The organism is Siminovitchia sediminis (genome assembly GCF_042680885.1).
Taxonomy (GTDB): domain Bacteria; phylum Bacillota; class Bacilli; order Bacillales; family Bacillaceae_C; genus Siminovitchia; species Siminovitchia sediminis.
In genome coordinates, this window is sequence record NZ_JBHUEO010000058.1 from 1 (window position 1) to 13,720 (window position 13,720).

Annotated in this window: 11 protein-coding genes, 2 rRNA genes, 1 other RNA gene and 1 other annotated feature; of the genes, 12 read left to right on the forward strand and 2 right to left on the reverse strand. The window is 44.5% G+C overall.

What is annotated here, in order from left to right:
• Both ACFSCZ_RS15425 and rrf read left to right on the forward strand, forming a co-directional pair.
• Window positions 1-124, forward strand: a 23S ribosomal RNA gene (locus ACFSCZ_RS15425); the annotation flags it as partial.
• A 262-nt stretch (window positions 125-386) separates the two neighbouring features.
• Window positions 387-502: ribosomal RNA gene (gene rrf / locus ACFSCZ_RS15430) — 5S ribosomal RNA — on the forward strand.
• Between the two features lie 175 nt (window positions 503-677).
• Here the strand turns inward: rrf and ACFSCZ_RS15435 are convergent.
• Window positions 678-1,667, reverse strand: coding sequence for a YaaC family protein (locus ACFSCZ_RS15435; RefSeq protein ID WP_380775054.1), 990 nt, complete (start codon window positions 1,665-1,667; stop codon window positions 678-680).
• A 74-nt stretch (window positions 1,668-1,741) separates the two neighbouring features.
• Between ACFSCZ_RS15435 and guaB the strand changes: the two genes are divergently transcribed.
• The 3 genes from guaB to serS all read left to right on the forward strand — a co-directional run bounded on the left by guaB (window position 1,742) and on the right by serS (window position 6,559).
• Window positions 1,742-3,208 carry an IMP dehydrogenase gene (gene guaB / locus ACFSCZ_RS15440; protein ID WP_380775056.1) on the forward strand — a complete coding sequence of 489 codons (1,467 nt, stop codon included), beginning with the start codon at window positions 1,742-1,744 and terminating at the stop codon, window positions 3,206-3,208.
• A gap of 397 nt (window positions 3,209-3,605) precedes the next feature.
• Entirely contained in the window at window positions 3,606-4,901 is a 1,296-nt protein-coding gene (locus ACFSCZ_RS15445) for a serine hydrolase (RefSeq protein ID WP_380775106.1), read from the forward strand.
• Between the two features lie 66 nt (window positions 4,902-4,967).
• Window positions 4,968-5,187 (forward strand) — a binding site (T-box leader).
• Between the two features lie 97 nt (window positions 5,188-5,284).
• Window positions 5,285-6,559 (forward strand): serine--tRNA ligase, encoded by a 1,275-nt coding sequence (serS, locus tag ACFSCZ_RS15450; RefSeq protein WP_380775058.1) that lies wholly within the window; start codon window positions 5,285-5,287, stop codon window positions 6,557-6,559.
• A 43-nt stretch (window positions 6,560-6,602) separates the two neighbouring features.
• On the opposite strand, the gene ACFSCZ_RS15455 is transcribed toward serS, so the two are convergent.
• Complete coding sequence (locus tag ACFSCZ_RS15455; RefSeq protein WP_380775061.1) at window positions 6,603-7,892, reverse strand: glycoside hydrolase family 18 protein; 1,290 nt, start codon at window positions 7,890-7,892, stop codon at window positions 6,603-6,605.
• A 102-nt stretch (window positions 7,893-7,994) separates the two neighbouring features.
• Between ACFSCZ_RS15455 and tadA the strand changes: the two genes are divergently transcribed.
• The 7 genes from tadA to ACFSCZ_RS15490 all read left to right on the forward strand — a co-directional run bounded on the left by tadA (window position 7,995) and on the right by ACFSCZ_RS15490 (window position 13,682).
• Window positions 7,995-8,462 carry a tRNA adenosine(34) deaminase TadA gene (gene tadA, locus ACFSCZ_RS15460; RefSeq protein WP_380775063.1) on the forward strand — a complete coding sequence of 156 codons (468 nt, stop codon included), beginning with the start codon at window positions 7,995-7,997 and terminating at the stop codon, window positions 8,460-8,462.
• Between the two features lie 69 nt (window positions 8,463-8,531).
• An RNA gene (gene ffs, locus ACFSCZ_RS15465) (signal recognition particle sRNA large type) lies at window positions 8,532-8,797 on the forward strand.
• 206 nt (window positions 8,798-9,003) lie between these two features.
• On the forward strand, window positions 9,004-10,683 hold the full coding sequence (locus ACFSCZ_RS15470; protein ID WP_380775065.1) for a DUF2207 domain-containing protein: 1,680 nt from the start codon (window positions 9,004-9,006) through the stop codon (window positions 10,681-10,683).
• A 124-nt stretch (window positions 10,684-10,807) separates the two neighbouring features.
• Window positions 10,808-12,502: a DNA polymerase III subunit gamma/tau gene (gene dnaX / locus ACFSCZ_RS15475; protein ID WP_380775067.1), complete on the forward strand. Its 1,695-nt coding sequence runs from the start codon at window positions 10,808-10,810 to the stop codon at window positions 12,500-12,502.
• A gap of 21 nt (window positions 12,503-12,523) precedes the next feature.
• Window positions 12,524-12,841: a YbaB/EbfC family nucleoid-associated protein gene (locus ACFSCZ_RS15480; RefSeq protein WP_380775069.1), complete on the forward strand. Its 318-nt coding sequence runs from the start codon at window positions 12,524-12,526 to the stop codon at window positions 12,839-12,841.
• An 11-nt stretch (window positions 12,842-12,852) separates the two neighbouring features.
• Entirely contained in the window at window positions 12,853-13,452 is a 600-nt protein-coding gene (gene recR, locus ACFSCZ_RS15485) for a recombination mediator RecR (RefSeq protein ID WP_380775071.1), read from the forward strand.
• A gap of 14 nt (window positions 13,453-13,466) precedes the next feature.
• Window positions 13,467-13,682, forward strand: coding sequence for a YaaL family protein (locus ACFSCZ_RS15490; protein ID WP_380775073.1), 216 nt, complete (start codon window positions 13,467-13,469; stop codon window positions 13,680-13,682).
• Window positions 13,683-13,720 lie beyond the last annotated feature (38 nt).

Genomic DNA, 13,720 nt, shown 5'->3' on the forward strand with positions numbered 1-13,720 from the left:
GATGAGATTTCCCATGGCGTCAAGCCAGTAAGATCCCTGAAAGACGATCAGGTAGATAGGTCCGGCGTGGACGTGTGGTGACACATGGAGCTGACGGATACTAATCGATCGAGGGCTTAATCAAAAATAAAAAGCGGAAGCGCCCGTCCGGTCCAAGGTGACTTGTGACCCCGAGGGGCTGGGCGCCGTAGCTGGATTGAATAAAAAGCGCAGGCGACTGACCTGGTGCGACAAGCGCTGGAGCTTCCGGCGGAAAAGCCGGCAGGCTTTGACAGAGGAAGTGAAGCGACCTCGAGCACCAAGGAGCCGTAGCTGGATTGAACAATTCTTGGTATCTTCTCTTATCTGGTTTTGAGAGAATGAACATTCTCTTAACAATGACATAGTCTGGCGGCGATAGCGAAGAGGTCACACCCGTTCCCATCCCGAACACGGAAGTTAAGCTCTTCAGCGCCGATGGTAGTGAGGGGATTCCCCTTGTGAGAGCAGGACGCTGCCAGGCAAACAAAAACATGGAGTAAACGCTCCATGTTTTTTTATTTTGGCCCTTGTTTCCCTGTAATCTTTTGTAGAAGTAATCTTGGTTTTACGTCATCCAGGCTCTGGTCATGGCCAAATTCCCTATACCTTATTACTCCGTATTTTCCATTCCTGATGTACTACATGTAACCAAGTATTTATGTACTTGTCTTGATGAGCAATTTCAGAATCATCTCCGGACTCTTTCTTTCACTGATTTCTAGAAACGTATGGATAAACGGATAGGTATTGTCCGCAGCTGTCTTGATCAAATCAAACCACCACTCGGTTTCGTACCGTGCAATCATGCTTAAATTATAAAGTAATAAATAATGAATGATGACATCCGGAAGGCTGCTGATTGCCTGGATGGAGGCATTAATCCCATAAACTCTTTTACATGAATCATAACGGAACGGGGGTTTTAAATCTGCACATGGTCCGCTAATTATTGTTTTGCCCGATTCGTTTTCTTTCCAGTGGATAGGCTGAGGATGTTTGCTTTCCAAGAACTGCTTTAATCTGTCTGCTCCCATATGATATGCCCGCTGCAATTCTTCAGGGATATGCCAGTCACTTCCGATCTGTCGTAAAAAGACCATGTTCTTTTTTTGATATACAAATACAAAAAGGTCATCCAGTTCGGGAATAAGGGACAGCAGGTGCCCCATTCTGAATTTTTCTCCTTCCAAATTTCTAATTTGAAAAAGTTTGTCTGCCATATGCGTACATAGGCCATGCTTTTGGATTTTGACTTCGTCCTGTAAAAACTCGTAGTTTCTTTTTTTCTTTTTTCTTGTGGACACTCCATGTGCAAGGACAGATGTCGTACTCGGATAATAGGGATCCACAGTCAGCAGCCCGGCTTTAATTAAATGTACATATCCATAAAACAATAAAACAGGTTTAATGGAAAAGGGTGATTTTGAAGCTTGCTGATAATAGGATTGAGCTTGTTCGATATAATACATAAACGGATAACAGTTATCGTAGCTTTTTCTGTCGGCTTCTTCAGGCTCCAGGGGAAGGTAACATTTTTTTAAAAAAAGCTGCACAGTGGAGGCGGATTGGAAATAATTAAATTGAAGCCAGGTTTCATGCGGGTTAAACAGAAAGAACACCTCCAAATTATTAGAAAAATGGAACATCGACTGTACTCCTTGACAGTATTTTAACCAATTGATAACCTACTAATAATATTTTGGGCAGGGGGACAAAGAAAATGTGGGAATCTAAATTTGCAAAAGAAGGACTAACATTTGATGATGTGCTGTTGATTCCGGCAAAATCAGAAATTTTGCCAAAAGATGTGGATATTAAAGTACAGTTGACGGATACTCTTAAATTAAATATTCCAATTATCAGTGCCGGCATGGACACGGTAACGGAGGCGTCCATGGCTATTTCTATGGCACGCCAAGGCGGGCTCGGAGTCATTCATAAAAATATGAGCATTGAACGCCAGGCGGAAGAAGTGGACAAAGTAAAACGTTCGGAAAGCGGTGTAATCACCGATCCGTTTTTCCTTACTCCGGAACACCAAGTGTTTGATGCCGAACATCTTATGTCGAAATACCGGATTTCCGGGGTTCCGATCGTCAATAATGAAGAAGATCGAATCCTGGTAGGCATCATCACGAACCGGGATATGCGTTTTATCCAGGACTACTCCCTGCCGATCACGGATGTAATGACAAAAGAGAACTTGGTAACGGCTGCTGTCGGAACGTCTTTGGAAGAAGCCGAAAAAATTCTTCAGGAACATCGTATTGAAAAGCTCCCTCTGATCGATGAAAACGGTGTGTTAAAAGGCCTGATTACTATTAAAGACATTGAAAAAGTAATTCAGTTTCCAAATTCAGCAAAGGATGAACAGGGACGGCTGCTTGTTGCTGCTGCAGTTGGTGTGTCAAAAGACACCTACAAAAGAATTGAGGCTCTAGTCAAAGCACAAGTGGATGCTATCGTGGTGGACACAGCGCATGGACACTCAGCAGGAGTGATTAACACAGTCCACGAGATCCGCAAGCAGTACCCGGACTTAAATATTATTGCAGGAAATGTAGCGACTGCAGAAGGAACACGTGAACTATATGAAGCGGGCGCAGATGTAGTAAAAGTCGGAATTGGACCTGGTTCCATTTGTACAACCCGTGTTGTAGCAGGGGTCGGGGTTCCTCAAATTACGGCGATATATGATTGTGCCACAGAAGCAAGAAAGCACGGAAAAGCGATTATTGCTGACGGCGGTATCAAATATTCAGGTGATATTGTAAAAGCTCTTGCTTCCGGAGGACATGCAGTTATGCTTGGAAGCTTATTGGCCGGTACTGCCGAAAGTCCCGGTGAAACAGAAATTTTCCAAGGAAGACAATTTAAAGTGTATCGCGGAATGGGCTCGGAAGGAGCCATGGAGAAAGGATCAAAAGACCGTTATTTTCAGGAGGATGCGAAAAAATTTGTTCCTGAGGGAATTGAGGGGCGCGTACCATATAAGGGGCCTCTTGCAGATACTGTGTTCCAATTGATCGGCGGCCTCAGAGCAGGTATGGGTTACTGCGGAGCAGCCAATCTGGAAGTATTCCGCGAGCAGTCCCAGTTTATCAGAATGACAGGTGCCGGATTGCGCGAAAGCCATCCGCATGATGTACAAATCACAAAGGAAGCGCCCAACTATTCCATTTCTTAATTTATTGAATAAGGTACCGTTCATTACCCGCCTTAGGGTTTTCTCCGAGGCGGCTTTTTTATGGTTTAAGAAGTTTCAACGGACACTGTCCCAGTCCGCCGGAGTGACAGAATGAGGTTTTGTGGAGCGCACTTCATAACAGGGCAGACTTTTTCCGGTGCTCCCCTCGGGAAAGTAAAAGCCCGCACCGCGTAAAACTGAAAAATTCTCATGCTGTAATTAAACGCTGCTGCTCTCAGCGCGTGTCTTGTGCTTTTGTTCTTTCGTAATGTAAATGACATATTTGGAATCTACTTTTCTCTATCTAACTATGTTAAAATGACTAGCGGGTACTTAATATTTGGAGGGTAAACACTTGAAAAAAGGTATGAAACGACAATTTACAGCTGTGTTTCTCATGGCTATCCTGTTGATCAGTACGTTACATATCCCTGGAAAAGCGGCGGCTGAAGATGTATTGGATATACATGCAGATGCAGCCATTCTGGTAGAAGCCAGTACAGGGAAAATATTATATGCAAAAAATGAAGATACCGCCCTTGGCATTGCATCCATGTCAAAAATGATGTCAGAGTATCTTTTGTTTGAAGCTATAGCAAATAATAAAATCACGTGGGACCAGGAACAGACTATCAGCGACTATGTTCATGAGGTTTCCATAGATACCAATCTATCAAATGTTCCCTTGGAGGCCGGAAAAAAGTATACAATTAGAGAGTTGTATGAAGCGATGGCCATCTATTCAGCCAACGGGGCAACCATTGCCATTGCTGAAGCCATTGCCGGTTCTGAGAAGAAATTTGTAGATATGATGAATGCCAAAGCCGAAGAACTGGGATTGGATAATTATAATTTTGTGAACTCCACGGGATTAAATAACCGCGATCTCAAAGGTAAACATCCTGAAGGAACCGGTGCAGAAGACGAAAATATTATGTCGGCCAGCTCGATGGCAAAACTGGCTTTACGGCTGTTAAATGATTATCCGGAAGTTTTGGAAACAACGAGTATTCCTGAGAAGGAATTTCCTGGTATGCCGGGAAAAATGAAAAACTGGAACTGGATGCTCCCTTCCCTTGTGTTTGGATATGAAGGAGTGGACGGCCTAAAGACCGGGACCACCGATTTTGCAGGATACTGTTTTACGGGGACTGCTGAGAGAGATGACATGAGGGTCGTGACCGTTGTTATGAACGCAAAAGATAAAAACGGTCAAGGCGCCTATGAATCACGCTTCGTGGAAACAAAAAAAATGATGGAATATGCTTTTAGTCATTTTTCATTAAAAGAAGCGTATCCCGAACAATATCAAGTAAAAGGCCGAGAGTCTCTTCCGGTGATCAATGGCAAGAAGAAAAAGGTTGAGATCCAATCAGATGCACCATTGCAGGTAGTTGTTAAAAATGGTGAAGAGAAAACGTACAAACCGGAATTGAAAATAAATCAAAAAGTTTTAAATGAAGATGGCCAGTTGGCAGCACCTGTTAAAAAGGGTGAAAAAATTGGCGTGCTGGAAGCAGCCTATGAAGGGGAATCCGACTATGGCTATATTGGAAAACCTGCATCAGCCAATATGGTGACAGCAGAAAAAGTGGAAAAAGCAAACTGGTTTGTTCTGGCTATGCGCGGTGTCGGCAGTTTCTTCGGCGATGTTTGGAATAGTGCAGCCAGTACCGTGAAAGGCTGGTTCTAACTGAATTCACCTGTATTATTTGCAATTGCTTCAAGGATATAGTATAGTATCAGAAAATTGATATGAGCGACTGTGTTGAAAGGAACGAGTAGCAGGTACAGTGTCTGTCAGAGAGCCGGTGGCTGGTGAGAACCGGCGGCACCGCCTGTGAATCCCTCCTGGAGCAAAATGCCGAATGCCCTTGTGGGCTAGTAAGCATTTTCGGGTCAAACCCGTTATCCAATGAAGAGGAAAGCCTCGAAGGCTTTCAATTTGGGTGGCAACGCGGGTAACTCTCGTCCCTTTGGGGATGGGAGTTTTTTTGTTTTTACAGAGTTCCAATAGTACCAGCGTCGCTTAAATGTTTTAAGACGCGCCATTCAGTATAAGGGGAGGTTTTAAATATGCTTGATATGAAAACCCTGCGGGGTAACGTGGAAGAAGTGAAAAGAAAGCTGCAGTACCGCGGTGAAGATTTGGGTGATTTAGACAAATTTGAGCAATTGGATCAAAAACGAAGGGAATTGATTGTTCAATCCGAACAGTTAAAAAGCAGAAGGAATGAAGTATCTGAAAACATTGCCCAGTTGAAAAAGGATAAACAAAATGCGGATGATTTAATAGCTGAAATGAGGGAAGTCGGGCAGCAAGTCAAGGAAATAGACGGAGAGCTGCGTGAAATTGAAGAAGAGCTGCAAAAGCTGCTGTTATCCATTCCGAATATTCCCCACGAAAGCGTCCCGGTTGGCGAATCAGAAGACGACAATGTAGAAGTCCGAAAGTGGGGAGAGGTACGGAAATTTTCTTTTGACCCTAAACCGCATTGGAATTTGGCAGCGGACTTGGGAATTCTCGATTTTGAACGGGCGTCAAAAGTAACAGGAAGCCGCTTTGTTTTCTACAAAGGGCTTGGAGCCCGTCTTGAAAGAGCACTGATCAGCTTTATGCTGGATCTTCATGTGGAAGAACACGGGTATGAAGAAATGCTCCCTCCTTACATGGTGAACCGGGCGAGCATGACAGGTACCGGCCAGCTTCCAAAATTTGCAGAAGATGCCTTCCATATTGAGAGCGAGAATTATTACCTGATACCTACAGCGGAAGTGCCGGTAACAAACTATCATCGCGATGAAATACTGGATGGTGACCAGCTCCCTATTAATTATGTTGCTTACAGTGCCTGTTTCCGTTCTGAAGCAGGTTCGGCAGGAAGGGATACAAGAGGGTTAATTCGCCAGCATCAGTTTAACAAAGTGGAATTGGTGAAATTTGTTAAGCCGGAAGAGTCTTATGATGAACTGGAAAAATTAACTGCCCATGCAGAAAAAGTGCTTCAGCTTCTGGAATTGCCCTATCGGGTCATGAGCATGTGTACGGCAGATCTTGGATTTACCGCCGCGAAAAAGTATGATTTGGAAGTTTGGATTCCCAGTTATAACACCTACAGGGAGATTTCTTCCTGCTCAAACTTTGAGGCTTTTCAGGCGAGAAGGGCAAATATTCGTTTTCGTTCCGAACCAAAAGCAAAGCCTCAGCATGTTCACACTTTAAATGGTTCCGGGCTTGCAGTGGGGAGAACAGTGGCAGCTATATTGGAAAATTATCAGCGGGAAGACGGAACCGTTGAAATACCCAAAGTACTCCGCCCCTATATGAGAAATAAAGAAGTGATTGGCTGAAGCAGATATCAAGAGCGGCTCAGATAAAGGTGAGCCGCTTTTTCTATGGTTTTTTCACGACATTAAAATTATCCTGGATAAGGAGCCAATTTTGAGGAAACGACAATCCGAGTTTCCAATAACCGACTCCGCGAAGATTTAACTCTTTGACAAGGTCAAACTTGGCCTGGATTGATCGGGCATCCTCAAACCATACTTCATGCTGTCTTCCCTCCTGATCTGTATAATGAAAAAACGGTGCCTGTGCAGCAGGATCGTATTGGATCGCTGCGTTGTTTTCAGCCGCGATTTGGATGGCTCTCTGAGGACTGACAGCTGTGGCTGTTGTTCCCTGCACGAAAGGCAGCGTCCAATCATAACCGTATAAATTTTGTCCCATCATAATCTTTTCCGGTGGAATTTCTGTAATGGCATATTCCAGCACCTGCCGGACTGAGTTGATCGGAGAGACAGCCATTGCCGGACCTCCGCTATACCCCCATTCATACGTCATTATCAAGGAGTAATCTACAATTTCACCATGCGCTCTGTAATCATGGCCTTCATACCATTCCCCTTGCTGAACAGCACTGGTTTTGGGAGCAAGGGCTGTTGAAATGATCCATCCTTCCTGATGAAATCGATCGCGTGCTCTTCGCAGAAAATTATTGTATGCTTCTCGGTCCGTACCGGCAATTCTTTCGAAATCCAAGTGGATTTCTGTAAATCCAACCCGCTTCGCTTCAGCGACTATATTATTTAATAATGTGGTTTGTACCTGTTCATCAGTCAAAAGTATATGAACCAGCTCAGTGCTAAATTGTCCTTCTTCCTGGTTGGCAAGTACCATGGCAAGATACGTATTGTTTGCTTCAGCAATCTCCGGGAATTGGTTCAGATTTGGCGGATCCAGTGTCCCGTCCCTCCGCGGAAGATAAGCGAAACATGCCAAATAGGTTAAATAAGGCGAAGCTTCACGGGCACTGGATTCAAGTGCTTCCGATACTTCACCGGTACGGCGCGGCTCAATATATGCAAGAAATTCTCCGTCGCGTTTGGCTCTTTGAGGGATATACAGCCTTAAACCTACAGGGATTGGGTTATTGACGTTTAATCCATTTATGCGTGCCAGCTCTTGAAAGGGAATACCAAATCTTTGGGCGATGGTCCACAGGCTGTCGCCCGGCTGAACCCAGTAAAACTGGCCTATAATAGGAATGACCATAGACTGGCCAACAACAAGCTGGTTGGGGTTCGGCAGTTTATTCGCATCAGCAAGGATAGCCGGAGAAATATTGTATCGGGAAGCAATTAAGGCCAAAGTCTCATTAGGCTGGACAACATGGATTTGCATTTTTTTCCTCCTTACGGCTCAACAGATTAAAGTATCAACCTTGTCCCATTGTATGTATTGTGTAAAAATAAAAGACCAATAAAAAATTGTGGGGAGATCCAATTGGAAAGAGAAGAAAAATATATGCAGCTGGCTATTGCGGAAGCAAAAAAGGCTGAGCAAATACAGGAAGTTCCTATAGGAGCAGTGATTGTATTAAATGGGGAAGTGATTGCAGCCGCCCATAACAGGAGGGAGACGGAACAAAATGCAGTTGCTCATGCGGAATTGCTGGCTATTGAGGAAGCGTGTGAAAAGCTGGGAACCTGGAGGCTGGAAGGTGCTGAGTTATATGTAACGCTGGAGCCTTGTCCCATGTGCAGCGGTGCTATCTTGCTATCCCGCATTCAAAAAGTCACTTATGGTGCTTCCGATCCGAAGGCCGGGTGTGCAGGAACTCTAATGAATCTGTTAACGGATGAGAGGTTTAACCACCAAAGCGAAGTGATCAGCGGAGTATTGGCAGAAGAATGCGGATCACTTTTAACGGAATTTTTTCGATCTCTCCGTGACAAAAAGAAACGATCCTGAAGCTGGAAACTTTTGTTAACCACAGGAAAACATTGATTTTAAGGTGAAAAAGTAGTACAATGAACTATGCCGTGCTAGACGGGGGAGTAGCGGAGCCCTGTACCCGCAATCCGCTCCAGCGGGGTTGAATCCCTTCCAGAGGCAGCTTGTCTTGTCTGGCCTGCCTCAAGCAAGTGGTGTCGACGTCTGGGTCCTGCGCAATGGGAACCCACGAACCATGTCAGGTCCGGAAGGAAGCAGCATTAAGTGGGACCTCTCATGTGCCGCGGGGCAGCCTGGGCTGAGCTAACTGCTTGAGTAACGCAGATGAGACACTGACGACGGAAGGTGCACGGTATACATAGGAATAACCACCCATTCGCATAAAGCGGATGGGTTTTTTATTGAATCGAAAGCTGATTTATTGACTCCAGTATCTATTCTCGATAGATTCATCTGCTTCCTTAAGTTGAGCGAGTACTGCCGCAAAGAGGAAGGGATTTCCGGTTTCCTGAAACATAAGACGAACTACATACGTAAATAAACGAGAAGAGGGAAAGAGGTGATACTGGTGTGGAGGAAAGTAACCCTTTTTACAGTCGTTTTTTTGTTTTTTCTTCCAGCAATCGCTTTAGCAGTTGACTTCTCGATAAGTGATGTAAAAATTGATGCCTATTTACTAGAAAATGGTGAAGTTCACGTGATTGAACAATTCACCTATGAGTTTGATGGAGAATTCAATGGAATTTCCCGGGAAATTTCCCCGAAAAAAGGTGCGGAAATAAGTAGCTTTTTGGCGAAAGAAGGGGGAAAAGATCTGAAGACGGAAAAAGACGGGGATATGTACAAGGTGTACCGGAGTGGCAAGGATGAGACGATCCAAGTTGAGCTTCAGTATTTGATTGAAGACGGCATGGAAAAATATGTGGATGTTGCACAATTTTATTGGCCCTTTTTCGATGACCGGAATGAGGCGGACTACGGCCGGCTGACGATTGCAGTTCATCCTCCCCGTCCCACGGATGACGCAATAGCCTTGGGATATGATACTGCTTTTGACAAAGAACATATTACGGAAGGAGGGACAGCCGTTTTTTCGGTGGGAAATGTGAAAGCGGGGCAAAATGGAGATATAAGAGTAGTTTTTGATGCTTCCTTATTTCCTGGTTTGCCTTTTACAGATACAAAAGAAATGAAGCAGGAAATAATAGACGAAAAGATGATGATGAAAGAGAAAGCAGCCGCTTTTGCCAAAGGTCAAAAGACAGCCGCTTCAGCGGGTTTTTGGTCATTGTTGGGGTTTGCTGTGCTGTTCATCGGAATATGTATATATGATTTCAGAAGGCGTATACAGCTGAAACAGAATGTTGTCAAAGAGGTCTTTGCATCGGAGGTCGCTATTCCTAAACAGGAAATGAGCATGCCGGCCACTATCAGCTTTACAACTCCGGACCGGAAGTTTAGTATTCCGGCAGCGTTAATGGATCTTGTGCGGCAGGGATACGTAAAACAGACTGGAGAGGGCCGGTTCATGCTGGGTTATAGAATGGCCAGAGAAGATCATGAGCAGCAATTAATCTCATTATTATTTGATCAGATGGGTTCGAATCACTCCTTCAGTGTGGATGACTTGGAACGGTTTATGAAAAAAGAGGAAAACCATAGGATATATACTGAAGAGACAACGAAATGGAAAATGGCCGTTCAAAAGGAGATTAAGCAGCAAGAGTTGTTCCGGAAAAGGATAAAAATCAGGTGGATGACTGCAGCAGCCAGTATTATACCGTTTTTCTGTATCATCATATTTGCTGGATATGAGCTGTACTTATGGATGACATTATCAATTTTCCTCTTTTTACTCTCTTTATTGTTCTCCATCTTTTACAAGCCGCTTTCTGAAAAGGGAATACGCATGAAAGAAGAATGGAAGAGACTGAATGATGAATTTGACCAAATGAAGAACGAACAGTGGAATCGTTACAGCCAGGATGATCGGATGCGTGCCATGATCTATTCGCTCGGGATCCATGGGGCTAATTTAAAACAGTTTGAAATCTGGGAACAGAAGGTTCCTGCTGCCAGTGCTTCGGATATGGCATACTTTCCAATATTTTGGCCTGCGCTGTCCAATTCCTTTGCTGCAGCTGATGAGCAGGCAAGCCAGTCATTTACATCCCAATCCGGGAGTCCATCCTCCGGAGGAGGAGTGGGAGGAGGCGGCGGGGGATCAGGAGCGTTTTGACCCTCGGCAGCACGCATCCGGACGGAAAAGTCTCTTGGTTATTTAGACAATAGTATTTTTGTAATTTCCCTATTGTTTAAGGTATAATAAAAACTAGATGATTAAGTAAAAAAGGAGGCAGAGCATGAGTTACCAGGCGTTATATCGGGTATGGCGGCCGCAGTCATTTTCGGATGTCATTGGACAGGAACATGTAACTAAGACGTTGCAGAATGCTCTCCTCCAGGAAAAAATATCTCATGCCTATTTATTTTCCGGGCCACGGGGAACCGGAAAAACCAGCGCGGCCAAAATTATGGCGAAAGCGGTCAACTGTGAAAAAATGCCCGTTTCGGAGCCTTGCAATAAGTGCCCGGCCTGTCTGGGAATTACGGATGGCTCTGTTCCTGATGTCATTGAAATTGATGCCGCATCCAATAACGGCGTGGAGGAAATCCGTGATATTCGCGATAAGGTCAAGTATACGCCTAATGCGGTAAAGTACAAAGTATACATCATTGATGAAGTGCATATGCTGACAATTGGCGCTTTCAATGCTTTATTGAAAACATTGGAAGAGCCGCCGCAACATGTTATTTTTATTTTGGCAACAACGGAACCACATAAAATTCCGCTAACGATTATCTCCAGGTGCCAACGATTTGATTTTAAAAGAATTACCTCCCAGGATATCGCCCGAAGAATGGCACATATTGCAAATGAAACATCATTGGAATATGATGAAAAGGCATTGCAGATCATTGCCAGAGCAGCGGAAGGCGGAATGAGGGATGCTCTGAGTTTGCTGGATCAGGCTATCTCTTTCAGTACCGGTCGTGTTACCGTTGAAGATGCCTTAACCGTTACCGGCTCAATTTCGCAAAACAGCCTGTACAGGCTGGCGCGGGCCGTTCATGAAAAAGATACACCGGGAGCACTTGGGACGCTGGAAGAACTGCTGATGCAGGGTAAGGATCCCGCCCGGCTTATTGAAGATTTCATTCTGTATTATAGGGATTTGCTGCTGTACAAAACTGCTCCTCATCTCGACGAAATGGCTGAACATGCTCTTTTGGATGAAGAATTCAAGTCGTTGGGAGAAGAAATACAGGCTCAGCAAATTTACGATTACATTGATATATTAAGCAAGACCCAGCAGGACATGCGGTTTTCAAATCATGCACGCATGTATGTGGAATTGTGTCTCGTCAAGCTTTGTCAGCTGGAAAAAGGACGTACACCTGCAGATCAATCCCAGCTTCAGCAATTAATCAAAAAAGTTGAAGAGCTGGAAAAAGAAGTAAAATGGTTGAAGTCCCATGGTCCGCAGGCTGCAGAGGGAGCGCAGGGAACCCCTGCCAAACCTTCGAAAAGACCGCTTCGAAGCAGCGGGAAGGAATATCGAGTTCCTGCCGGTGCGGTGACGCAAGTATTGAAAGAAGCCACAAGGCAGCAGCTTAATGAAGTGAAAAGCCATTGGGGTGATTTTTTAAATATCCTGAACCAGCGGCAAATGCGATCACAGGCAGCATTGCTCAATGATGCAGAGCCGGCAGCAGCATCAGCGCATGCAGTTGTGATCAAGTTTAAATATGATATCCATTGCCGGATGGCCATGGAAAATCATTCATTCATACAAACGATCTCTCAAATTTTAGAAGAACTGTTGGGCAGCACCTTGAAGGTCATCGGCGTACCGGAAGTGCAATGGAAAGAGATTCGGGAAGATTTTTTGCAGAACAATCAACATGATGGAGACGGAGAGAAAGAGGAAGAAGATCCGCTCGTTTCCGAAGCTTTGAAACTTGTAGGCAAAGATCTGATTGAATTTAAAAATTAACGATGGTGGAGGTAAAAGAGTATGCGAGGAATGGGAAATATGCAAGGCATGATGAAACAAATGCAAAAGATGCAAAAGAAGATGGCCCAGGCTCAGGAAGAGCTGGGAGAAAAAAAGGTGGAAGGCACTGCCGGCGGCGGTATGGTAAAGGTCATTGTATCCGGCCATAAAGAAGTGCTGGAAGTTCAAATTGATGAAGAAGTTGTTGATCCGGAAGATATTGAAATGCTGCAGGATCTAGTTTTAACTGCTACAAACGATGCTTTGAAAAAGGCAGAAGAATTAACAAGCCAGACGATGGGGCAATTTACGAAAGGGTTAAATCTTCCTGGCTTCTAGGAGGTTACAGCATGCATTACCCAGAACCGATATCCAAGCTGATTGACAGCTTTATGAAACTGCCGGGAATTGGGCCCAAAACAGCAGCCCGCCTGGCATTTTTCGTTTTGAATATGAAAGAGGATACCGTACTTGATTTTGCCAAGGCATTGGTCAATGCCAAAAGAGATCTTGGTTACTGTTCGGTATGCGGACATATCACGGACAAAGATCCGTGTGCCATTTGCGAAGACGCAAGACGTGACCAAAGTGTGATCTGTGTAGTCCAGGATCCGAAAGATGTGATTGCAATGGAAAAAATGAAAGAGTTCACCGGGCTATACCATGTCCTTCACGGATCTATTTCTCCGATGGAAGGGATTGGGCCGGAAGATATCAATATTCCGGATCTCTTAAAAAGGCTGCAGGATGAAACTGTACAGGAAGTTATTTTGGCAACCAATCCAAATATTGAAGGTGAAGCTACTGCCATGTATATTTCCCGTCTCCTCAAGCCGTCAGGAATTACAGTAACAAGAATTGCTCATGGGCTGCCTGTAGGCGGAGATCTTGAATACGCGGATGAAGTGACTCTCTCCAAAGCGTTGGAAGGCCGCAGGGAAGTCCTGTAAGGAGAGAGCGGGATATGTTCAAGAAACATAAATTACAGAAAGAGTTTGACCATCGGCTGATCGACCTGTTGGAGAAAAAGAAGCGGGAATGGGACGAACAAAAACATTTGTTGCGATTAAGCTATGAGCCTCAAGATGAATTGCAGTACCGTACGCTTATGGCGAAATCCAAGTACCTTTTTTTATTGAAAGAAGCGAGGAAGAGAAATATTTCAATCAAAGGCCTGTAGCCTCTCTGTTCTTTTTGGACAATCCTTTCATATAATGT

Coding starts and splice junctions, on each gene's coding strand:
- ACFSCZ_RS15435 (WP_380775054.1), bottom strand. CDS start 1,667: ATGTTCCATTTTTCTAATAATTTGGAGGTGTTCTTTCTGTTTAACCCG.
- guaB (WP_380775056.1), top strand. CDS start 1,742: ATGTGGGAATCTAAATTTGCAAAAGAAGGACTAACATTTGATGATGTG.
- ACFSCZ_RS15445 (WP_380775106.1), top strand. CDS start 3,606: ATGGCTATCCTGTTGATCAGTACGTTACATATCCCTGGAAAAGCGGCG.
- serS (WP_380775058.1), top strand. CDS start 5,285: ATGCTTGATATGAAAACCCTGCGGGGTAACGTGGAAGAAGTGAAAAGA.
- ACFSCZ_RS15455 (WP_380775061.1), bottom strand. CDS start 7,892: ATGCAAATCCATGTTGTCCAGCCTAATGAGACTTTGGCCTTAATTGCT.
- dnaX (WP_380775067.1), top strand. CDS start 10,808: ATGAGTTACCAGGCGTTATATCGGGTATGGCGGCCGCAGTCATTTTCG.
- ACFSCZ_RS15480 (WP_380775069.1), top strand. CDS start 12,524: ATGCGAGGAATGGGAAATATGCAAGGCATGATGAAACAAATGCAAAAG.
- recR (WP_380775071.1), top strand. CDS start 12,853: ATGCATTACCCAGAACCGATATCCAAGCTGATTGACAGCTTTATGAAA.
- ACFSCZ_RS15490 (WP_380775073.1), top strand. CDS start 13,467: ATGTTCAAGAAACATAAATTACAGAAAGAGTTTGACCATCGGCTGATC.